Origin of the sequence: Herbaspirillum autotrophicum (genome assembly GCF_001189915.1) — a bacterium.
Lineage (GTDB): Bacteria > Pseudomonadota > Gammaproteobacteria > Burkholderiales > Burkholderiaceae_D > Herbaspirillum > Herbaspirillum autotrophicum.
Genome location: NZ_LFLS01000053.1, coordinates 1 through 20414 on the forward strand (window position 1 = coordinate 1; position 20414 = coordinate 20414).

A 20414-nucleotide genomic window follows, 5' to 3' on the forward strand; every position below is an offset into this window, starting at 1 on the left:
TGCTGGCATTCCGCAAGGGTATCGTCGGCGAGATTCTGGCTTACCTGCAACGGCGGCGTAGTGCCGTTACACCACCACCGCCTGTCGCAGTTGCACGCCCTGACGGTCAGCGTCCAGCGTAATGCTGGCGCCGAGTGGCAGGGTCAGATTGGGATTGCAGTGACCGCTGTGCCAGCCGGCCAGCACCGGGACCTTCAGCGGTTGCAGCATTTGCCGCCACAACTGGTCAATACGGGCCTGTGCGTCGCTGCCGGCGGCGCCGGTGTCAGCAAAATTGCCGACCAGTACGCCGCGCACTTGCTGCAGTTTTCCTGCCAGCCGCAACTGGGTCAGCAGACGATCAATTTTGTAGGGGGCTTCGCCGACATCTTCAATGAATAAAATGCTGTCCCGGAAATCCGGTTCATAAGGCGTACCGAGCAGTGCCGCGATCATGCTCAGATTGCCGCCGCCGAGACGACCATGGGCAACGCCGCTGCTGATGGTATGCAATGGCAGGGTCGCTGGCTGGTACAACCAGCTGCCGCTGGCGACGCCGCCAGTGAGCATGTTGAACAAGCCGCTGACCGTGGGTTCCTGTTTGTCGCGCAAAAAATCGGAAGCCACCATCGGACCGTGGAAGGTCACGAACCCGGCGCGTTGCCCGATTGCCGCGTGCAGTGCCGTGATATCGCTGTAGCCGACAAAGATCTTGGCATTGCGGCGCAACAGCGGGTAATCCACCTGATCCAGCAAACGGGTACTGCCGTAGCCGCCGCGCAGACAAATGATGGCGCTGACATCGCGCGCGCTGAAGGCGGCATGGAGGTCGGCCAGACGGGCATCGTCGTCGCCGGCCAGATAGTCGTTGTGATCGTGGCTGGCGCCGGGATAAATGCGCGGTTGGAAACCTTGCGCCGTGAGCCAGTCGGCGGCGGCTTGCGCTTTGCCGTTGGCCGGTGAGGCCGGTGCGATGACGCCGACCACGGCGCCGCGCCGCAAGGCCGGGACCGCCACCAGGTTTTGCCGCGCGTTCCCGGCATCCGGGCTGGCCGGGCCAAAGGCGGTACAGCCGGTAAGGGCGGCGCTGGAGCACAACATGCCGGATTGCAGAAGGAAACGGCGGCGTGAGTTCATTGTTGCTCTCCATTAACAATTATCAAAATGACATTGTAATGGTGCGCAGCGTTGCCACCAAATGGTATTTGGCGCTCTTGTCAGATGCGGTTTAGCGTGATGGTGGCCGCGATGTATCAGCCGGCATGCCGTCTTGCGAATTCACCGGTCCCAGTTGCGTGACGGACTCCGCCGTAGGTACCGTGACCGATCCGGTAACGGGTTCAGCGGCGGACACGGTGCCCGGATTTGCAGCAGAGGCGGCAGCAGGATCAACAGGTGCGGGAGCAGCAGGTGCCACCCTGGCCGGTACGCTGACGGGCACATCGGCATCCGGCAGTTCGGCGGCGAGGATCGCGCCGATGCGTGCCAGTTCGCCGCGCTGGCAGTTGCCGGGAAATACTTCAACGTGATCGCCGACGCTGACCGGCAGTTGCGGTACTTCTTTGGCGATACCTTGCTGGCGATGCGGATCGGTGGGCAGGCGGTAATCCACCACAAACCAGCTGCTGGCGATGACCACCTCTGGCGGCAACGCTGCCAGACAAGGCCAGGGGCTGCGATCCACGGCCAGCGCATTGGCATCGAGCACGCCGCGGACCCGTCCGTCCAGCGCACCCGGCGACAATGGCAGTTGCGGATGATGCGGCGGCACCAGTTGGGCGCAGCCGCTCAAGAACAGACTGGCCATGCCGCCGATGATGATCAACGCCTGTTTGCGATTCATGATGCTTCTCCCTGATTGGCCTGGCTGCTCGGAAATTCAAGACGGAATTCGGTGTTGCCATTGATCTCGCTGCTGACGCCGACACTGCCGTGGTGCAGTTGCATGATCGATTGTACGATTGCCAGCCCGAGTCCGGCTGCCGCCGACGAATTGGCGCGCGCGGTATCAACCCGGTAGAAGCGATCAAACAGCCGGTTCAGATGTTGTGCCGCAATGCCGCTGCCGGGATTGCTGACGCAAACCGTCGTGCAGTTGCCACTGGTGTTGGCCGACAGCGTGATACGTTGTCCCGGCGCGGTATAGCGCACGGCGTTCGCGGTCAGATTGCCGAGCGCCCGCCGCAATAGTAATTGATCCGCGACGATTGTGCCGCTGGCATGCACGGCGATACTGATACCGGCTTCGTCGGCCACGCCTTCAAAGTAATCGGCCACGCACTGCAATTCAACGCGGGCGTCGAGCGTGGCGGCATGGCTGATGATCTGTGCATGTTCGGCACGCGCCAGGAACAGCATGTTTTCCACCATGCGACTGAGTCGTTCGTATTCCTCAACGTTGGAAATCAACAGGTTCTGATAGTCATCGATGCTGCGCAATTGCGATAAGGCGACCTGGGTCTGCACCATCAGATTGTTGACCGGGGTGCGCAAGTCGTGCGCCAGATCGGCCGAGAACTGGCTCAGCCGCAGGAAGCTGTCATGCAAGCGGTCCAGCATGGCGTTGAAGGCCTGCACCATTTCCTGCAACTCTTGCGGTGCAGTGCTGACATCGATGCGGGTGTCGAGACGATGGGCGGTGATCGAGTGCGACAGCGCCGCGATCTTGCGCACCGGCTGCAAGCCGTGCCGCACCAGAAAGAAACCGAGCAAGGCCGCCAGCAATGTGCCGCAACCGGCTGCCAGCCACACCTCGTGCCGATAATTGTCGAGGATTTCCATGCGGTCAGAAGTCATGCGCGCCACCGTGATGTCGAGCAGTTCGCCGCTGGCCTTGATGCGTGCTTCGGCCGCCACCGCGCGCGCCGGCTGGCCGGCCGAATCGTTGATCTGCACGATTGCCGGGCGTTGCGGCATGCTGGCCAGCGGCGTTGCCGGCAGCGTCGGGAATTCGCCTTGCTGTTCCTGATCATGCAGAATCAGCGTGGCGTCCTTGGACCTGAGGATAACGCTCATCTTGTCGTGGCCGCTGACGGCATCGATGAAGCCATGCGGATCGGCGCGAATCGCGGCGATGGAGCCAGCCTCTTGCGCGATATGGCGCAACAGGCCGATCTTGCCCAACAGTTCCTGATCGTCGCGTTGTTCGAGGCGTGCCGCCAGCGAGTGATACAGATAGGTGCCGACGCCGGTGAAGGTGAGTATCGCGGCCAGTGCAAACCACAACGCCAGACGGGTGGTGAGCGAAGCCGGGCGGATGATCTGGCGCCGGAATTTCATGGCGCCGGCACCGCTGGTTCATCCGAGTCCAGCGCATAGCCCATGCCGCGCACGGTCTGAATCAGCTTGACCGGATACGGATCGTCGAGCTTGGCGCGCAGGCGGCGCACGGCAACGTCCACTACGTTGGTATCGCTGTCGAAATTCATGTCCCATACCTGCGAGGCAATCAACGAACGCGACAAGACTTCACCGCGCCGTCGCGCCAGCAGATACAGCAGCGCAAATTCCTTGGTGGTCAATTCGATGCGGTCGGCGCCGCGCAGCACGCGTCGCTTGAGCACATCAATACTGAGATCGCCGACCACGATTTGCTGCGACTCGCGCGTCGGCACGCGGCGCAACAGGGTGCGCACGCGCGCCAGCAGCTCGGTGAAGGCGAACGGCTTGACCAGATAGTCATCGGCACCGAGTTCCAGGCCCTTGACCCGGTCTTCGACGTCGTCGCGTGCCGTTAAAAACAATACCAGGGTGTCTTTGGTCTGCCGCAGTTGTTGCAGCAGTTGCCAGCCATCGAGCGCCGGCAGCATGACATCCAGAATGATCAGATCGTATTTTTCGTTCAATGCCTGATGCAAGCCATCCGGGCCGGTACGCATCCAGTCGACGATGAAGCCTGACTCGATCAACCCCTTGCGCAGATATTCGCCGGCCTTGGTTTCATCTTCGACTAACAGGATACGCATAAGAGAGTTTGGCTATCAGGGTGAAAGGAAATGCACACACGTGAGCGCCAGCCCGCCCGGAACAACCGCTCTGGTGCAATGCTGATTTTCTCCCATTAACGGCGTCGTGATCATTACAAATTTGTAATGCATCTGCAATGTTGCCGTTCAGACATGATCGCTACAATTTATATCAACGATAAGCCACCCGACACGGTACGCGAAAGCGGACATCCGTCCCGACGCAAACCTGAACGATGCATCTGCAACCGGTGGCCGACCGTAGCGTGAATTTCGATCTGAATCTTTAAGGAGAGTAACCATGAATGCCAAACACATCTTTGCCGCTATCGCGTTGACCGTCACCGCTGCCAGCGCGTTGGCGCAACCGCCGGGCACGGCGCCGACCCGCGCTGCGGCCGACAAGGCCAATATGAGCGCCGGCAACAATTATCCGGTGATCGTGTTCCAGTCCGGTACAACCCGTGCCGAAGTGACCGCCGAGTTGCAGCGTGCGCGCGAGCGCGGTTTGGTGGCAGTCGGCAACCGCTATCCGGTGCTCCCGGCGGTACCCGGCAGCAAGACCCGCAGCGAGGTGCAGCAAGACATGGCACCGCATGATGACGATCTGTATGCCGGTGCCTGAGTCCGCCGGCGGGGTGGCAAGACAGACTGGTATCGGGTCGGGATGCCAAGGGAAACTTCTCCTGGCATGTGCATGTTCGTGAAATCTCATCATAAAGTGCCGCTGCTGATTTGGGTCGCGCTATAATCCGCTGCCATGAAACGCTTGCTCCTCATTTTGTTGCTGACGATAGTGCCATTCCAGATGTCCTGGGCGATGGTGGCATCCTATTGCCAGCATGAGCAGCAAGTGCTTTCCAAATCCGATCCGCAACACTTTGGTCATCATGATCATGCCGTCCCGGAGCACCATGCCGAAATATCCAAAACGGAACGGAAAAGCGTCGACGTGACTGACGCCGAATGCGATTTTTCGCATTTCTCCTGCGGCAAGCTGGTGTCGTCGTTCCAATACAACGGCGCGGTGCCATCGGTGCCCGACACCTTTGGTCTGTCTGTATCTCCCCGCTATCGGTCGCATATCGCCGACACCCCTGAAGAGCCCGACTGGAGCTTCGCCGCGTAACACGGCGAGGCAAGCGTTGTGCCGACTTTGCACGAATTTCCGAAGATACCTTGAAACGTTTCTGAGGGATATTCATTCCTGCTGCCCGCCGATTTTTCCTTATTGAACCGGAGAACTCGATGTACAAATTCCCCTATTGGCTGGGATTGGCGTGCCTGCTCGCCAACCCGGCAGCGGCACAGTTTTCGGTGGCAACGCCGTCACCGGCGCGCACCGTAGCCGATGAGCAGCCGCTGTTGAGCTTGCCGGCAGCACAGGCACTGGCGCTGGAAAAAAATGCCGGCATTGCCGCCGCCGGCAATGAAGTCAAAGCGACCGAGGGCGCGCTGCAACAAGCCGGCGCGCGCCCCAATCCGGAACTGGCGGCGACCATGGAAGACACGCGCAAATCCACGCGCACCACCACTTATCAACTGAATCAGGCGATTGAGCTGGGCGGCAAACGCGGCGCCCGCATGGATGCTGCTGAACGCGGTCGCGATGCGGCGATGCTGGAACTGGCGGTCAAGCGCGGTGAAATTCGCAGCGCGGTGACGACCGCCTATTTTGGCGTGCTCGGCGCCCAGGAACGTCAACGGCTGGCGCAGGAAACCCTGAAGCTGGCCACCACGGCGGCCGGCATGGCGACCCGCCGGGTCAGTGCCGGCAAGATTTCACCGGTCGAAGAAACCAAGGCACGGGTGGTCGAATCGAGCGCGCGGCTGGAGTTGAATCAGGCCGCCAGTGAATTGATCACGGCGCGCAAACGGCTGGCCGCATTGTGGGGCGACAACGCGCTGCGCTATGCCAATGTCGAGGGGCGGCTGGACGGTTTGCCGGCGCTGCCCGAGATTGCCGATATCGTGGCGCGGGTGCCGAATGCACCGGTATTGCGGCTGGCAAAAATCGAAGTCACGCGACGCCAGGCACTGGCGCGGGTCGAAAGCAGCAAGCGGGTGCCGGACCTGACCGTCAGTCTGGGCCGCAAACGTGACGAGGAAGCGCGTCGCAACATGTGGGTCATCGGCGTTTCCGTGCCATTGCCGCTGTTCGACAGCAATCAGGGCAATCTGCGGGAAGCCTTGTCGCGCACCGACAAGGCGCGCGATGAATTGCAACTGGCGGAAAACCGGCTCGATCTGGAAGTGGCCGAAGCCTATGAACGTTTGCGCAACGCGCATCAGGAAGCCGGCGCCTTGCAGCAAGACATTTTGCCGGCAGCGCAGAGTGCCTACGATGCCGCTGGCAAAGGTTTTGAGCTCGGCAAGTTCAGTTTTCTGGAAGTGCTGGACGCGCAACGCACCTTGTTTCAAGCCAAATTGCAGCATTTGCGGGCGCTGTCCCAAGGCCATGGCGCAGCGGCAGATATCGACCACCTGCTGGGCGACGACGAATTGACAAAATAGCGGGGAATTCATGAACAAGAAACAAAAAATGGCAATCGCCGGCATTGTGGCGGTGACGGCACTGCTGGCCGGTCTGATCCTGAGCGGCGGCAAATTTGCCTCCGGTGCGGCCGAGGCTGAAGCCGGACATGGTCACAGCGAAGGCAAGGGGCATGATGACGGCGAGCATCACGACAGCGCCAAGGCAAAAACAGACGATCATCAGGATGCCGGTCAACATGGCGATGGCGAACATCATGCAGGCGCTGGCAAAGCTGCCAAAGGCCCGCATGGCGGCACCTTGTTCGTCAAAGGCGATTTCAGCTTCGAGGTGGTGCTGGCAGAACAAGGCAGCACGGCGGCATTCATGATTTACGCCAGCGACCAGAATCAGCCGCTGGCGCCGGCCGCATTGACAGTGAAGGCGCAATTGGAACGTCCCGGACAAGCGCCGGAGTCATTGCGTTTCGTGGCCGACAAGAATGCCCTCAAGAGTGTGCAAAATATCGCCGAACCGCATCTGTTCGAGGTTGAGTTCACGGTGACCACGGCCAAGGGCAGCCATGATTTTCATTTTTCCAAAGAAGAAGGAAAGATCGAACTGAGCGATGCCCAGTTGAAGGCGGCCGATATCACGCTGGCGACGGCGGCGCCGTTGCGTATCAAGTCCGGCTTGTTGCTGCCCGGTGAAATTCGTTTCAATGAAGATCGCACGGCCCACGTGGTGCCGCGGGTCGGCGGCGTGGTCGATGCGGTGCGCGTGAATCTCGGCCAGCAAGTCAAGAAGGGACAAGTACTGGCAGTGATCAGCAGCAGCGCGGTATCCGAGCAGCGCAGCGAATTGCTGACGGCGCAACAGCGCCTGACGCTGGCGCGTTCATCGCATGAGCGCGAAAAGAAACTGTGGGAAGAGAAAATCTCGGCCCATCAGGATTACCTGCAAGCCCAGCAGAGCTTGCGCGAAGCCGAGATTGCGCTGCGCAATGCCCAGCAAAAGCTGACGGCAATCGGTGCCGGCAGCGGCGGTGGTCAGCTCAATCAATATGAAATCCGGGCGCCGTTCGATGGCATGGTAGTGGAAAAACATATTGCGCTGGGCGAGGCGGTGAAGGAAGACGCCAGCATTTTCACGATCTCCGATCTGTCGGTGGTGTGGGCTGAATTCGTGGTCGCCGCCAAAGATCTGCATACCGTGCGCGTCGGCGAAAACGCCACCATCCGGGCGACCTCGTTCGATTCGTCGGTGCACGGCAAGGTGTCGTATGTCGGTGCCTTGCTGGGCGAACAGACGCGCACTGCCAAAGCCTATGTAGCGCTGCCCAATCCGGGCAACACCTGGCGTCCCGGCCTGTTCGTGAATGTTGAAGTGTTTTCGCAGGAAGCCGAGGTCGGCGTGGCGGTCGCGGTGGATGCGATCCAGTCCATCGATCAGAAGAGCGTGGTGTTCATCCGGGTAGCGGGCGGTTTCGTGGCACAGGAAGTCACCACCGGACGTTCCGATGGCAAACAGATTGAAATCGTCAAGGGCTTGACCGCCGGTACGCGTTACGCCGCCACCGGCAGTTTCACGATCAAGGCCGAGCAGGGCAAGGGCAGCGCAGAACATGCGCACTGATGTTGCACTCACGCGAGAAAGACGCTAATCATGTTTGAACGCATTATTCGATTTGCCATTGAGCATCGCTGGCTGGTATTGCTGGCGGTGTTCGGCATGGCCGCCTATGGTGTTTACAGTTATCAGAAATTGCCGATTGACGCGGTGCCTGACATTACCAATGTGCAGGTCCAGATCAATACTTCTGCACCCGGCTATTCACCGCTGGAAACCGAGCAGCGCATCAGCTTTCCGATTGAAACGGTGATGTCCGGCCTGCCCAATCTGGAGCAGACGCGGTCCTTGTCGCGTTACGGCTTGTCGCAGATCACGGTGATCTTCAAGGACGGCACCGACATCTATTTTGCGCGGCAACTGGTCAACGAGCGGATTCAGGATGCCAAGAGCAAACTGCCGCCCGGCATCGATCCGGCCATGGGGCCGATTTCCACCGGTCTCGGTGAAATCTATCTGTGGACGGTAGAAGCCAAAGACGGTGCCAAAAAGCCCGACGGCAGCGCCTATACCCCGACCGATCTGCGCGAGATCCAGGATTGGATCATCAAGCCGCAGTTGCGCAATGTGCCGGGCGTGACCGAGATCAATTCGATTGGCGGTTATGCCAAGGAATATCACGTCGCGCCATCGCCGGAAAAACTGGCTTCCTATGGCATGACCTTGCAACAGGTGGCGACCGCGCTGGAGCGCAACAACGGCAATGTCGGTGCCGGCTATATTGAAAAGCGCGGCGAACAATATCTGATCCGGGCCCCGGGCCAGGTGCGCTCGATTGACGATATCAGCAATATCATTCTCGGCAATGTGCAGGGCGTGCCGATTCGCATCCGCGATGTGGCCGAGGTTGGCATCGGTCGCGAACTGCGTACCGGCGCGGCGACCGAAAACGGCCGCGAAGTGGTGCTCGGTACGGTATTCATGCTGATTGGCCAGAACAGTCGCACGGTGTCGCAAGCGGTCGACAAGAAAATGGTGGAAATCAATCGCACGCTGCCGGAAGGCGTACAGGCGATCACCGTGTATGACCGCACCGTACTGGTCGACAAGGCCATCAATACGGTCAAGAAAAATCTGATCGAGGGTGCGGTGCTGGTGATTGCCGTGCTGTTCCTGTTCCTGGGCAATATCCGTGCGGCGCTGATTACCGCCATGGTGATTCCGCTGGCGATGTTGTTTACCTTCACCGGCATGGTATCGAATCATGTCAGCGCCAACTTGCTCAGTCTGGGTGCGCTCGACTTCGGCATCATTGTCGATGGCGCGGTGGTGATCGTGGAAAACTGCGTCCGCCGTCTGGCGCATGCGCAGCAACGGCATGGCCGGCCATTGACCCGCAGCGAGCGTTTTCATGAAGTCTTTGCGGCGGCACAGGAAGCCCGGCGGCCCTTGCTGTTCGGGCAACTGATCATCATGATCGTGTATCTGCCGATGTTTGCGCTGACCGGGGTGGAAGGCAAGATGTTCCAGCCGATGGCCTTTACCGTGGTGGCGGCCTTGCTGGGCGCGATGATTTTGTCGGTGACCTTCATTCCGGCAGCGATTGCCTTGTTCATCGGCGAGCGCGTGGCGGAAAAGGAAAACGGCCTGATGCGTTTTGCCAAACGGGTCTATGAACCGTTGTTGCTGCGGGTGATGGCCAACAAGGCCATCGTGCTGGTATCGGCATCGTCGGTGATTCTGTTGTGCGCGCTGCTGGGCGCACGACTGGGCAGCGAGTTCATTCCCAGCCTGAATGAGGGGGATCTGGCGATTCAGGCCTTGCGCATCCCCGGCACCAGCCTGACGCAGTCGGTCGCGATGCAGCAGCAACTGGAACGCAGCCTGAAGGACAAATTCCCGGAAATCGAACGGGTATTTGCCCGTACCGGCACCGCCGAAGTGGCGTCCGATCCGATGCCGCCGAATATTTCCGATGGCTACATCATGCTCAAGCCGCAAAGCGAATGGCCGCGGCCGGTGAAAACCCGGGATGAATTGCTGGCGGCGATACAAGCCACGGTATCGGCTATTCCGGGCAACAGCTATGAGTTCTCGCAACCGATTCAACTGCGTTTCAACGAATTGATTTCGGGCGTGCGCAGCGATGTGGCGGTCAAGGTGTTCGGCGATGAAATGGAGGTGTTGAATGACACCGCCCAGAAGATCTCGGCAGTGCTGGAAAAGATTCCCGGCGCAACCGAAGTCAAGGTCGAACAAACCACCGGCTTGCCGATGCTGACGGTCGGCATCGACCGCGAAAAGACCGCGCGCTACGGTCTCAACGTGGCTGACGTGCAGGACACGATTGCGATGGCGATTGGCGGCAAGGAAACCGGCACCCTGTTTCAGGGCGACCGCCGTTTCGACATCATCGTGCGTTTGCCGGAGCAGGCGCGCAACGATATCGATGCCTTGCAGCGGTTGCCGATTCCGTTGGCGCCGGGCAGCGATGGCCGGCTCAAGACCAGTTATATCCCGCTCGGTGAAATCGCCACGCTGGAAGTGTCGCCGGGGCCGAATCAGGTCAGTCGCGAAAACGGCAAACGCCGGATTGTGGTCAGCGCCAACGTGCGCGGGCGCGATCTGGGATCATTTGTGGCGGAAGCCGAACAGCAATTGCAGCAAGTCAAAGTACCGGCTGGTTACTGGACCACCTGGGGTGGCCAATACGAAAATCTGCAATCGGCCACCCGCCGCCTGCAAATCGTGGTGCCGGCAGCCTTGTTGCTGGTATTCGTCTTGCTGTTTGCGATGTTCAACAACGTCAAGGATGGCTTGCTGGTGTTTACCGGGATTCCGTTTGCCCTGACCGGCGGCATCGTGGCCTTGTGGATGCGCGGCATACCGTTGTCGATATCGGCGGCGGTCGGCTTCATTGCCCTGTCCGGGGTGGCGGTGCTCAACGGCCTGGTGATGCTGTCGTTCATTCGCGGCTTGCGCGAGGAGGGCCGGTCACTGGATCAGGCCATTCATGAGGGTGCCATGACCCGCCTGCGACCGGTCCTGATGACGGCGCTGGTGGCTTCGCTCGGGTTCGTGCCGATGGCGCTGGCCACCGGCACCGGCGCCGAAGTGCAGCGGCCGCTGGCAACGGTGGTGATCGGCGGTATCTTGTCGTCCACCATCCTGACGCTGCTGGTGTTGCCGTTGTTGTATAAGATGGCACATGCCGGCGAGGCCGATGCCGATGCCGGTGCAACTTCCGGCCAGCCGCAGCCGGGCTGGTGGCAGCGCTTGACGGCACGGCTCGCGAGGCGTGCACTAAAACCATGAAGGAGTACCGCAGATGAGCGCAGGACATTCTCATGCCGTCCCCGGCAGCAATAATGAACGGGCGCTGTGGATCGCGCTGGTCCTGACCACGCTGTTTCTGGTTGCGGAGGTCGTGGCCGGGATCTGGACCAACAGTCTGGCGCTCATCTCCGACGCGGCGCACATGTTTACCGACAGCGCCGCGCTGGCGATTGCCTTGCTGGCGATACGCATCGGCAAACGGGCAGTGGATGCGCGGCGTACTTTCGGTTATGCCAGATTTGAAATTCTGGCTGCCGCGTTCAATGCCATCTTGCTGTTTCTGGTGGCGCTGTACATTTTGTATGAAGCCTGGGTGCGGCTGAGCCAGCCGCTGGAGATTCAATCCAATGGCATGCTGGTGGTGGCGGTACTGGGGCTGATCGTGAATCTGATCAGCATGCGTTTGCTCAGCACCGGCAAAGACCACAGTCTCAATCTGAAGGGCGCTTATCTGGAAGTCTGGAGCGACATGCTGGGCTCCATCGGCGTGATCGCCGGGGCCCTGATCATCCGCTGGACCGGCTGGAGCTGGGTGGATTCGGTGGTGGCGGTCGGCATTGGCTTGTGGGTATTGCCGCGCACCTGGATGCTGCTCAAGGAAAGTCTGCATATTTTGCTGGAAGGGGTGCCGGAAGGTATCGATCTGGCGGTGGTGGAGCAAGCCATCCTCGCTTGCCCGCAAGTGCTCAGCGTGCATGATCTGCACGTGTGGGCCATTTCCAGCGGCAAGACCAGCCTGACGGCGCATGTGGTATTCAGCATCAGCGAGCGGCAGCAGAGCCAGAGTGCGTTGTTGGTGGCGATCCGGGCGGCGCTGGCAGAGCGCTTCGACATTCATCACTCCACCATTCAACTGGAAGACACGCCATGTGAGCAGGCGCAGGGTGCACATGCATTCTGAGGCAGCGCCGGTCTGCCACGCCTGACCCCGAGCCCGCGGCCGATCCGTGAACCGGCCCGCGAGCATCCTGGTCATTCCCTTTGCCATCCCGCGTTTGCGGGCGTTGCGCAGACGCCGGTCGTCGCCGTCCTCCCTGAAAAACAGAACTTGTGATTGGCTGCTATAGTTGTTGCAGGGCATGTCGCGGGATTTTGTCATCGGCCTCGTCAATTGATGGCAAATTGATATCGTTTCAATGGATGTGCCTTTCAACAATATGTGTGCATTAACAAGATTCCGCATTGACAATATGTTATCGCTGACGCAGAATCACAAGCACCTGTTCCCCTCGTAATGCATAGTAAAAAAGGGGTATTTGCAGTACCTTGTCCGATGGGTGCAGCGCCGCAGACAGGCGTCATGTTTTTGCCCGGATGATGCAACGTTCTGATGAAAACCGGCCGCTCATGTGATCCGCAACGCCGGGCTGCATGGTTTCACTGGATAGAACTGTCTACAATACAATTCAAGCGGCGCTTTCACCAAGCCGCTGGGTGTGGTGGGCTCGAGTCAATTTCTTGCCTGGTACGCCCCGGTGCCATTCTGCAATCCGGGTGCATCAGCCTTAGGTAAAGGTCGCCATGTTTACTCCTGATGAAGGTATCGACAACCCCCAGCTGTTTACCCATTTCGGTACGTTTAATCCTTGCTGGCAACTGGCCGCCGACAGCGATGCGCTGATGTTGTCCGATGTCGGCGACAACGCCACGGTGGCGGTGGAGCTGACGGCTGAGCAGGCACAGGACATTCGCAGCATGACCGGCGTCACGTCCAGCCGTACCATGACGCTTTCCATTTTTGGCACGCCGATCAGCGTGCATCTGGTCGGGCGCAAGATCGACAACTGGATGTGGGGTGGCAGCGCGGCGCGCTACGGCGATACCGAAACGGTGGTCAAGGATCTCGAAAACGGCCTGACGTTCGCCGAGCAGGTGGTATCCGAGGTCAATTCGCTGGTCATCATTCTCGACAGTGCCGGCAAAATCAAGCGTTTCAATCGTCTGTTCGAAGAAATCACCGGCGTCATGGAATCCGATGTGGTGGGCAAGAACGCCTTCGACATGTTCGTCAACATCAGCCAGCGCGAAGAGTCGCGCGCCGGTGTCAGTGCCTTCTTCAGTCGCAACCAGTCGGCGCCGCAGACGCGGCCGATCAATACCAGGAACGGCGTGCGGATGATTCAGTGGCGCACCACGCTGATGGAGTCGGGCAGCGGCGAACCGGAAAAATATCTGGTCTGCTCCGGTACCGATATCACCGAAGAATTGCGCGCACAGGCCCGGCTGATCGAGCTGGCCAATACCGATGCGCTGACCGGGTTGCCCAACCGGCATGCGATTCAGGAGCGCATCACGGCCGCCGTCACTGCCGACAACAACCAGCCGTTCGGTTTGATCTTCCTCGATCTCGACAACTTCAAGAAGGTCAACGATCATTACGGCCATCTCACCGGCGACGCCCTGATCAATGAAGTGGCGGCCACGCTCAAGGGCTGCCTGCGCGAGCAGGATGTGCTGGCGCGGCTCGGCGGCGACGAGTTTCTGATCATGGTCGGCAGTCCCGATCAGCGCGATGCGGAAGACATTGCCCGCGATATTCTGGAACGCATGAAGCAGGCGTTTTTCGTGCGTCACGTGGAAATCTATTCCGGCTGCTCGATCGGCATCGCCATGTTCCCGGAACACGGCAACAGTCTGGAAGAGCTGGTGCGCAGTGCCGATACCGCCATGTATGTGGCCAAGGAAGAAGGCAAGCGCATGTACCGGGTATTTGCGGCCGAGATGAACAACAAGGTCAGCGAGTACATGTGGCTCGACAACAATATGCGGCGCGCGCTGGATGAGCATCAGTTCGAACTGTATTACCAGCCGAAAATCTCGATGCGCACCGGTAAGGTGGAAAGTGTCGAAGCCTTGTTGCGCTGGAATCATCCGGAACGCGGTCTGGTGACGCCGGTATCGTTCATTCCGTATGCCGAAGAAAGCGGATTGATCGTGCCGCTCGGGCGCTGGGTCATGGAAACTGCCGCGCGCCAGGCCGCTGCCTGGAAAAAGCAGGGCCTCAATCTGCGTATCGCGATCAATATTTCGGCGCGTCAGTTGCGCAATGTCCATGTCGTCGAAGAATTCACGCAAGCCCTGCTGGAAAACGATTTGACGCCGTCGCTGCTGGATCTTGAGCTGACCGAAAGTTGTCTGGTCGAAGACGAAAAGCAGGCGCTGGCCCTGATTCGCCAGTTCCGCGATCTTGGCGCGCAAGTGCATCTGGACGATTTCGGCACCGGCTATTCATCGCTGTCGCAACTGTCGCGCTTGCCGCTGGATGTGCTCAAGCTGGACGGCAGTTTCATCAAATCGGTGCATTCGGATGTCAAGGCGCGGGCGCTGGTGCGTTCCATGGTCGCCGTCGGCCATGAACTGAACCTGCTGGTGGTTGCCGAATGTGTCGAGACCGAGGAGCAGGTCGGGTTCCTGAAAAATATCGGGGTCGATTACGCGCAGGGTGATTTGTTTGGTGCGGCGATGCCGCGCACTGACTTCGATGCCTGGATGCCGGCCACGTCAAAGAGGGTGCTGCGACTGGTTGCCTGATCCGGCGCGGTCAGCGCTCAAATGGCGCTCCGTGATGCACGCGTTGCCCATGCAAGCCCGCCGGGAGTTGATACTCCCGGCGGGCTTGTCGTTTCCGCCGAGGACGTCAACCGGGGCGGCCGGTCGATGTCCTAAACATGCTCTTCAGGAGGCACCACGCGCGACGGCACGCTTGCCTTGGCGGTGATGCTGTTGCGCCGGTTTTGCAGCGTGATCAGCCGTTCTATATAGGCCAGATCCTTGGCTTCCAGATTGAAGGCGGAATCGGCCCAGTCTTCGGTAATGTCGAGCAATTCGGTCTTGGTGATCGGCAGTACGCGCCGGCGGGTGCGCAACATGGCCCGAATGCCGTTGAGTTTGGGCCGCAGGCTGTCGATAAAGGTGCGTGTGGTTTTATAGGCCTCGCCCTGGTTGAAGACGCGATCGATCAGGCCTTTTTCCAGATGCCATTCGGCCGTATGCGACTCGCCGCTGCTGATCAGTTGCTCGGCAATCCGCATGTGGGCCTTGCGCGCGACCAGTGAATAAGCCCCCATGCCGGGATACAGATTGAAGGCGATCTCGGGAAAACCGAGCTTGGCATCTCTTTGCGCCAGAATGTAATCATGCGCGACTGCGCATTCGAAACCGCCGCCCAGCGCGGTTCCCTCGACCATGGCGATGGTCACGGCATCGACTCCGAAGCCCGACAGGATGTCGCAAATCACATCGATGCAAGTGCGGGCGTATGCCATCAGCAGTCCGCGTTCGCCGTTGCGGATATAGTCGAGAAAGCTGGCAAGATCGCCGCCGGTATTGAACATGCCCGGCATGGTTGAGCCGGTGACCCAGAAATCGACCGGCAGGCGACTGGCCTGTACCGCGCGCGCCAGTGCCAGCATGTCTTTCAGCAGTTCGGGATTGAAGCACGGGCGCGGCCCGGCATGCATCATCATCCAGATGACATTGCGCTCGGCTTCGTACCAGGCCGACATTTGCGTGAGCTTTCCGACTTCTATAAAGCGTCGGGTTTTGGGATGGTTTTGTAGTGGCATTCAAGGACTCATGGTTGAGATCAGGACGGCAAAACGGCAGTCCAAACGTAGCGCAGCAAAGGCCAATTTAGACCGTTGATCCCGACTCGGAATTCTTTTGATGGCATTGTAAAAATAAACCTTTTTCGAGGTCGTCAATTTGTCAAAATAATTCGAATATTTTTAGTTCGCGTAAAAAGCCGGTTCACTGCGATGACCCGGGGTCGGAATCGACATGCATGCTTCTCGCGAGAGCATTGTCTGCTGCCCGTACCTGCATGACACGCGCAAAAAAAAATGAAAATGTATTGCTCAAAATCAACCTCTTGCGCCGTCAACGTTCGAGTCTGTTTCGCGATTGTCGACGAATCTGTCGGCTGCCCTGAGAGCCGCAGTGGGCAAAGCCTTCACACAAAACTATGACAGTTGTCCGGCTTTTTTATATCCATGCGGCAACGCATTTGCGAGGCTGAAAACGTGGCTGTCGCGCGCTTTTGTGACAGCGTTATGTCAGCCGCTTTCATTTCGTGGCGAACGTCGTGTTGAAAAGTGAAAATTGAAAAAATACGAGCATCTAATAGACGAATGGCTAACGTATAATTGCGAAAAATCAGTGCGGTTTGCAGTAACAAGTAAAGCGGCGGGGGAAGGAAGGCGAGTCTCGCAATCAACGAGTCCGGCAGCGGGATTCTTTTCTTCTTGGGGTGGGGTGGGCATGGCCCAGGTTGGTCGTACGAATCAATGACATTCAAAAACAAGTTATTTCAGTTCGGCGCTCTATTTTTTGTGATTTCTACCGCTGCTCAGGCAGCTTCCGACTCTCTCAAGATACTTTCGCTTCCGAATCCGCGCTCATCAAACCAAAACCTGAATACCCGGGTGAGTCCGCTTGCGCAACTGCAGAGCCCGGACGCCGGGAATAATGGCGCCGGCCAAATACGAGCCGGCAAGTTGGCAGCGTCGGCTGTTGCCAATTCACCGCAAGCCGACAGCGATGACGAAATCCTGCGCCTGTTGCGCCAGTCGGATCAGGCTTTCGCCGGCGAGGCAATTGAATTGCCGGCCATGGACGAGGATGCCGAAGGCGAACTGACCGGCTACCTGTCGCTCGGTCAGGTATTGGAACTGGCACTCAACAACAGCTACAGCTTTGCGGCGACTGCCGCGCAGGCCGATCAGGCGCGTTACGCGCGCAACGCGGCACTGGGGCAGCTCGGCCCTACCATCGATGTGCGGACCCAACGCGGACGCGAGTACTCGGCCCCGGCTTCGGTGATTGATCCGGTCACGCAACAAGCGCAACTGGCGAATCAGCATAATCGCTGGGATGCCAGCATCGTGCTGCGCCAGCCGCTGTTTGCGCCGGGTTCTTATTTCGACTGGCAAAAGCAGCGCTCGTTATCGGCGTCGGCCGATTTCCGTGTCGATGAAGCCCGGGAGTCGCTGTATTACTCCACCGTCAAAGCCTATTACGATTTGCTGCGCGCCTATACCACGCGCTCGTTTGCGCGCAGTTACGCGGAACGCATGGGGACCTTGCAGGACTACATGCGCAAACGCCTGGAAGGCGGCGGCGCCAGCAAGATCGATTTTGAACGCGTACGCGGGCGGGCGCTGACGGCGCAATCGACCGTGGCGGAAGCCGAGGGCACGCTGGACAGCGCCATGGTGACGCTGGCGCAACTGATCGGCAAACGCGCGCAAAAAATGGAAATCCCGGCGCGCATGATGCCGCAGGTACCCGATACCAGCCGCGCGGCAATGGAAGGCGTGTATGAGAACAACCCCGGCATCCGGGCGGCGCGGCAGGATGTGGCGGCCGCCAGCCAGGAATTGAAATCGGCGCGGTCGCGCTTTTCGCCGGCATTTTCACTCGAACTGTCGCAAGCCAAGGCCAGCGGCGCCGGCGGCGATTCGACCCTGACTACCGACCGGCGTCTGATGCTGGTGCTGTCGATGAACTTGCTCAATGGCGGTTCCGATTACTTCTATCAAAAGGAAATCGGCGCCAAGTACGTGGAAAAGAGCAATACCGCCTCCGACCTTGAGCGCAAGCTGAAAGAGCAGATCGATATCAACTACCGTACCTTGAGCGCCGTCAGAAAACGCATCGACATCGCGCGTCAGGCGTATGAAACCAATGCCAATGTGGCCGATGTTTTTCTGGAGCAACTTTCCACCGGCAGCAAGCAATTGCTGGATGTACTGGATGCTTATCAGCAGGCCTATCAGTCGCGCATGGATTTTGCATTGCTGTTGTTCCAGCAAGCCGATATCAGTTACCAGATCTTGCGCAATACCGGTCGCTCGTGGGCAGCGACCGACGATAAACCACGCAGCAACCGATAGGGGACCGCCAGCCATGGAAGGGGGGAAAGAACAAAATTTCTGGCCAGGCTTCGTAGATGCCTTGTCCAACGTCGTGCTGGTCATGATCTTCGTGGTCGTGGTATTCGTGGTAACCCTGTTTTATTACTCGCAGAAACTGGCGCAGGCCAAGATCGCCAAAATTGTCCAGTCGCAGGAAAGCGGCCAGCTCAGCGGCGCCAAGGGCAGCAGCAGCGATGGCAAGGACAGTGAAACGGCGCGTCTGAAAAGCCAGAACCAGAATCAGACGCAGGAAATTGACACATTGCGCCAGCAAGTCGCCGTGCTGAAAACCCGGCTGGCGGAGAAGTCGACCTCAGCAGCGCCCGGCAGCATGGCCAGTGATGCCGGCGCCGTCAGCAATAACATTGAAATCCGTGCCGTGCCGCAGGCCAAAGAAGTGGCGCCCGGCGTCAAGGTGGATGGCAATGCCAAAGCGGTGGTGCTCAATTTCGACAATGATTCGACCGAACTCAATGATGAAGCCGCCAAAGCGCTCGACAGCAATATCGGCGACTGGGTACGGCGCGCCAAGGCCCAGCAGGGCAAGATCGTGGTTACCGGGGTGGTGGGTTCGGTGGAATTCAGCGAAGGCCGGCGGCGTGCGTATTACCGCACCATCGCTGTGCGTAATCGCCTGCTGGATGCGGGCGTGCCTGCCGACCGGGTGCAGAGCCGGGTAGCTGCCGGTGAAAATACCGGCGCCAGTGCCGCGCGCGTGATCCTGCAATTTGCGGCGGCCGGCAAATGACTCGTCAACCCGCCATTCCACTGACCACGCGACTGGTGTTGCGGTGCCGGCGTCTGATGCGCAATCTGGCGCCCCGACTGGATCGCGGCCTCGGCGCCTATCGCGACATGCCGCGTCCGCGCCTGTTCATTCTGACAGTGGCGGTGTTGTTGCTGGCGCTGGTGGTGTGGTCTTACTTTGCCACTATTGATATGGTGGTGCGCGGCAACGGCCGTATTGTGGCCTCTGAACATAATCAGGTGATCCAGCATCTGGAAGGCGGCATTGTCTCGGCCATTCTGGTGCGCGAAGGTGCTGCCGTGAAAAAGGGCCAAACCTTGATTTCGATTGCCGATGTGCGGGCCAATTCCGATCTCGGTGAAGGCCGCATCAAGATCATGGGCTTGCGCGCCCGGGTCGCCCGGCTCAGTGCCGAAGCCAATGGCAGCGCTTCCTTGCTGATGCCCAAGGAGGTGGCGCTGGACGATCCGGCAGTGGTCAGCGAACAGGCCTCGTTTGCCGCCCGCCAGGCCAAGTTGGTACAGGAACTGAGCGTGTTGCGTGAACAAGCGGCACAACGCCAGGCCGAGCTGGGCGAAACCGTGAGCCGCCAGAAGAGCCTGGCATCCGAATATGAACTGGCGCAACGCCAGTATCAATTGGTGCACGGCATGTTTGAACGCAATGCCGCTTCACAACTGGAAGATATCCAATCGCAAGCCAAGGCGCAGGATGCCATGAGTCGCCTGAACGCCGGCAATGCCATGATTCCGCGCCTGAAGGCGGCAATTGCCGAGGCGCAGGCCAAGTCGGGTGAAGCCATGTCGCGTTTCCGGGCTGAAGCGCGTACCGATCTGACCAATGCCGAAACCGAACTGGCCCGGTTGCAGGAAGAATTGAAGTCGCGCAATGACCGCGTGTCGCGTTCCGAAGTGCGGGCGCCGATGGATGGCGTGGTCAACCGGGTGCTGATCAATACCGTGGGCGGCGTGGTCAAGCCGGGCGACGCGATTGTGGAAATGACGCCCAACGATGACAAGCTGGTGATCGAAGCCCGGATTCAACCGACCGACCGCGCGCAACTGGTGCCGGGGACGCCGGCCCGGGTCAAGGTCACCGCCTATGACTATGGCGTGTACGGCGCGATGGCCGGCGTCGTGACTGAAATCAGCGCCGATACCGTGCCGGAAGAACGCAGCGAACGCGGCGAGCGCTATTTCCGGGTCAAGATCGAAGTCACCCGCGATGCGCATGATTTGCAGCGCGGCTTGCCATTGATGGCCGGCATGACGGCTTCGGCCGACATGGTGGTCGGCCATCGCACGGTATGGCAATACCTGATGTCGCCATTGAGCCGCTTCGGTCAGACGGCGTTGCGGGAGCCGCGATGAGCATGATCACTTCCCCTTATTTGTTGTTGCATTCCGGCCCGGGCCGGACGGCAACGTTGC

The 20414-nt window shown here is 59.5% G+C and carries 15 protein-coding genes; 10 read left to right on the forward strand and 5 right to left on the reverse strand.

Going from position 1 to position 20414, the window contains the following annotated elements; all coding sequences use genetic code 11:
• Positions 1 to 66 precede the first annotated feature (66 nt).
• The 4 genes from AKL27_RS25540 to AKL27_RS25555 form a co-directional block, all read right to left on the reverse strand.
• Complete coding sequence (locus AKL27_RS25540; RefSeq protein ID WP_083439300.1) at positions 67 to 1116, reverse strand: S66 peptidase family protein; 1050 nt, start codon at positions 1114 to 1116, stop codon at positions 67 to 69.
• Positions 1117 to 1207: 91 nt separating this feature from the next.
• Positions 1208 to 1822 carry a hypothetical protein gene (locus tag AKL27_RS25545; protein ID WP_050465721.1) on the reverse strand — a complete coding sequence of 205 codons (615 nt, stop codon included), beginning with the start codon at positions 1820 to 1822 and terminating at the stop codon, positions 1208 to 1210.
• A complete protein-coding gene (locus AKL27_RS25550) occupies positions 1819 to 3258 on the reverse strand; it encodes a heavy metal sensor histidine kinase (protein WP_050465722.1) in 1440 nt (479 codons plus the stop codon). The genes AKL27_RS25545 and AKL27_RS25550 overlap by 4 nt, the downstream gene beginning before the upstream one ends.
• Positions 3255 to 3944 (reverse strand): heavy metal response regulator transcription factor, encoded by a 690-nt coding sequence (locus tag AKL27_RS25555; RefSeq protein WP_050465723.1) that lies wholly within the window; start codon positions 3942 to 3944, stop codon positions 3255 to 3257. The genes AKL27_RS25550 and AKL27_RS25555 overlap by 4 nt, the downstream gene beginning before the upstream one ends.
• A gap of 301 nt (positions 3945 to 4245) precedes the next feature.
• Between AKL27_RS25555 and AKL27_RS25560 the strand changes: the two genes are divergently transcribed.
• From AKL27_RS25560 to pdeR, 7 genes are all read left to right on the forward strand, one after another.
• Positions 4246 to 4569 carry a DUF4148 domain-containing protein gene (locus tag AKL27_RS25560; protein WP_050465724.1) on the forward strand — a complete coding sequence of 108 codons (324 nt, stop codon included), beginning with the start codon at positions 4246 to 4248 and terminating at the stop codon, positions 4567 to 4569.
• 135 nt (positions 4570 to 4704) lie between these two features.
• Positions 4705 to 5073, forward strand: coding sequence for a cation efflux protein, CzcI family (gene czcI / locus AKL27_RS25565; protein ID WP_050465725.1), 369 nt, complete (start codon positions 4705 to 4707; stop codon positions 5071 to 5073).
• 119 nt (positions 5074 to 5192) lie between these two features.
• Positions 5193 to 6458: a TolC family protein gene (locus AKL27_RS25570; RefSeq protein ID WP_050465726.1), complete on the forward strand. Its 1266-nt coding sequence runs from the start codon at positions 5193 to 5195 to the stop codon at positions 6456 to 6458.
• A 10-nt stretch (positions 6459 to 6468) separates the two neighbouring features.
• On the forward strand, positions 6469 to 8052 hold the full coding sequence (locus AKL27_RS25575) for an efflux RND transporter periplasmic adaptor subunit (protein ID WP_050465727.1): 1584 nt from the start codon (positions 6469 to 6471) through the stop codon (positions 8050 to 8052).
• Between the two features lie 30 nt (positions 8053 to 8082).
• Positions 8083 to 11301 carry a CusA/CzcA family heavy metal efflux RND transporter gene (locus AKL27_RS25580; protein ID WP_050465728.1) on the forward strand — a complete coding sequence of 1073 codons (3219 nt, stop codon included), beginning with the start codon at positions 8083 to 8085 and terminating at the stop codon, positions 11299 to 11301.
• A 13-nt stretch (positions 11302 to 11314) separates the two neighbouring features.
• Positions 11315 to 12223 (forward strand): cation diffusion facilitator family transporter, encoded by a 909-nt coding sequence (locus AKL27_RS25585; RefSeq protein ID WP_050465729.1) that lies wholly within the window; start codon positions 11315 to 11317, stop codon positions 12221 to 12223.
• 620 nt (positions 12224 to 12843) lie between these two features.
• Positions 12844 to 14853, forward strand: coding sequence for a cyclic di-GMP phosphodiesterase (gene pdeR / locus AKL27_RS25590; RefSeq protein ID WP_050465730.1), 2010 nt, complete (start codon positions 12844 to 12846; stop codon positions 14851 to 14853).
• Positions 14854 to 14984: 131 nt separating this feature from the next.
• Here pdeR and AKL27_RS25595 read toward each other — a convergent pair whose 3' ends face one another.
• Complete coding sequence (locus tag AKL27_RS25595; RefSeq protein ID WP_050465731.1) at positions 14985 to 15887, reverse strand: crotonase/enoyl-CoA hydratase family protein; 903 nt, start codon at positions 15885 to 15887, stop codon at positions 14985 to 14987.
• Positions 15888 to 16607: 720 nt separating this feature from the next.
• Here AKL27_RS25595 and AKL27_RS25600 point away from each other — a divergent pair.
• The 3 genes from AKL27_RS25600 to AKL27_RS25610 are packed head-to-tail and all read left to right on the forward strand — an operon-like array spanning position 16608 to position 20354.
• Positions 16608 to 18215, forward strand: a complete 1608-nt coding sequence (locus AKL27_RS25600) for a TolC family protein (RefSeq protein ID WP_083439301.1) — start codon at positions 16608 to 16610, stop codon at positions 18213 to 18215.
• 13 nt (positions 18216 to 18228) lie between these two features.
• On the forward strand, positions 18229 to 18984 hold the full coding sequence (locus tag AKL27_RS25605; protein ID WP_050465732.1) for an OmpA family protein: 756 nt from the start codon (positions 18229 to 18231) through the stop codon (positions 18982 to 18984).
• Positions 18981 to 20354, forward strand: a complete 1374-nt coding sequence (locus AKL27_RS25610) for an HlyD family type I secretion periplasmic adaptor subunit (protein WP_050465733.1) — start codon at positions 18981 to 18983, stop codon at positions 20352 to 20354. The genes AKL27_RS25605 and AKL27_RS25610 overlap by 4 nt, the downstream gene beginning before the upstream one ends.
• The last annotated feature ends 60 nt before the right edge of the window (positions 20355 to 20414 follow it).

Bases quoted from the DNA above. Each gene is read 5' to 3' on its own strand.
- pdeR (WP_050465730.1), top strand. From the start codon at position 12,844: ATGTTTACTCCTGATGAAGGTATCGACAACCCCCAGCTGTTTACCCAT.
- AKL27_RS25610 (WP_050465733.1), top strand. From the start codon at position 18,981: ATGACTCGTCAACCCGCCATTCCACTGACCACGCGACTGGTGTTGCGG.
- AKL27_RS25600 (WP_083439301.1), top strand. From the start codon at position 16,608: ATGACATTCAAAAACAAGTTATTTCAGTTCGGCGCTCTATTTTTTGTG.
- AKL27_RS25575 (WP_050465727.1), top strand. From the start codon at position 6,469: ATGAACAAGAAACAAAAAATGGCAATCGCCGGCATTGTGGCGGTGACG.
- AKL27_RS25550 (WP_050465722.1), bottom strand. From the start codon at position 3,258: ATGAAATTCCGGCGCCAGATCATCCGCCCGGCTTCGCTCACCACCCGT.
- AKL27_RS25585 (WP_050465729.1), top strand. From the start codon at position 11,315: ATGAGCGCAGGACATTCTCATGCCGTCCCCGGCAGCAATAATGAACGG.
- AKL27_RS25595 (WP_050465731.1), bottom strand. From the start codon at position 15,887: ATGCCACTACAAAACCATCCCAAAACCCGACGCTTTATAGAAGTCGGA.
- AKL27_RS25580 (WP_050465728.1), top strand. From the start codon at position 8,083: ATGTTTGAACGCATTATTCGATTTGCCATTGAGCATCGCTGGCTGGTA.
- AKL27_RS25545 (WP_050465721.1), bottom strand. From the start codon at position 1,822: ATGAATCGCAAACAGGCGTTGATCATCATCGGCGGCATGGCCAGTCTG.
- czcI (WP_050465725.1), top strand. From the start codon at position 4,705: ATGAAACGCTTGCTCCTCATTTTGTTGCTGACGATAGTGCCATTCCAG.
- AKL27_RS25560 (WP_050465724.1), top strand. From the start codon at position 4,246: ATGAATGCCAAACACATCTTTGCCGCTATCGCGTTGACCGTCACCGCT.
- AKL27_RS25570 (WP_050465726.1), top strand. From the start codon at position 5,193: ATGTACAAATTCCCCTATTGGCTGGGATTGGCGTGCCTGCTCGCCAAC.
- AKL27_RS25540 (WP_083439300.1), bottom strand. From the start codon at position 1,116: ATGAACTCACGCCGCCGTTTCCTTCTGCAATCCGGCATGTTGTGCTCC.
- AKL27_RS25605 (WP_050465732.1), top strand. From the start codon at position 18,229: ATGGAAGGGGGGAAAGAACAAAATTTCTGGCCAGGCTTCGTAGATGCC.
- AKL27_RS25555 (WP_050465723.1), bottom strand. From the start codon at position 3,944: ATGCGTATCCTGTTAGTCGAAGATGAAACCAAGGCCGGCGAATATCTG.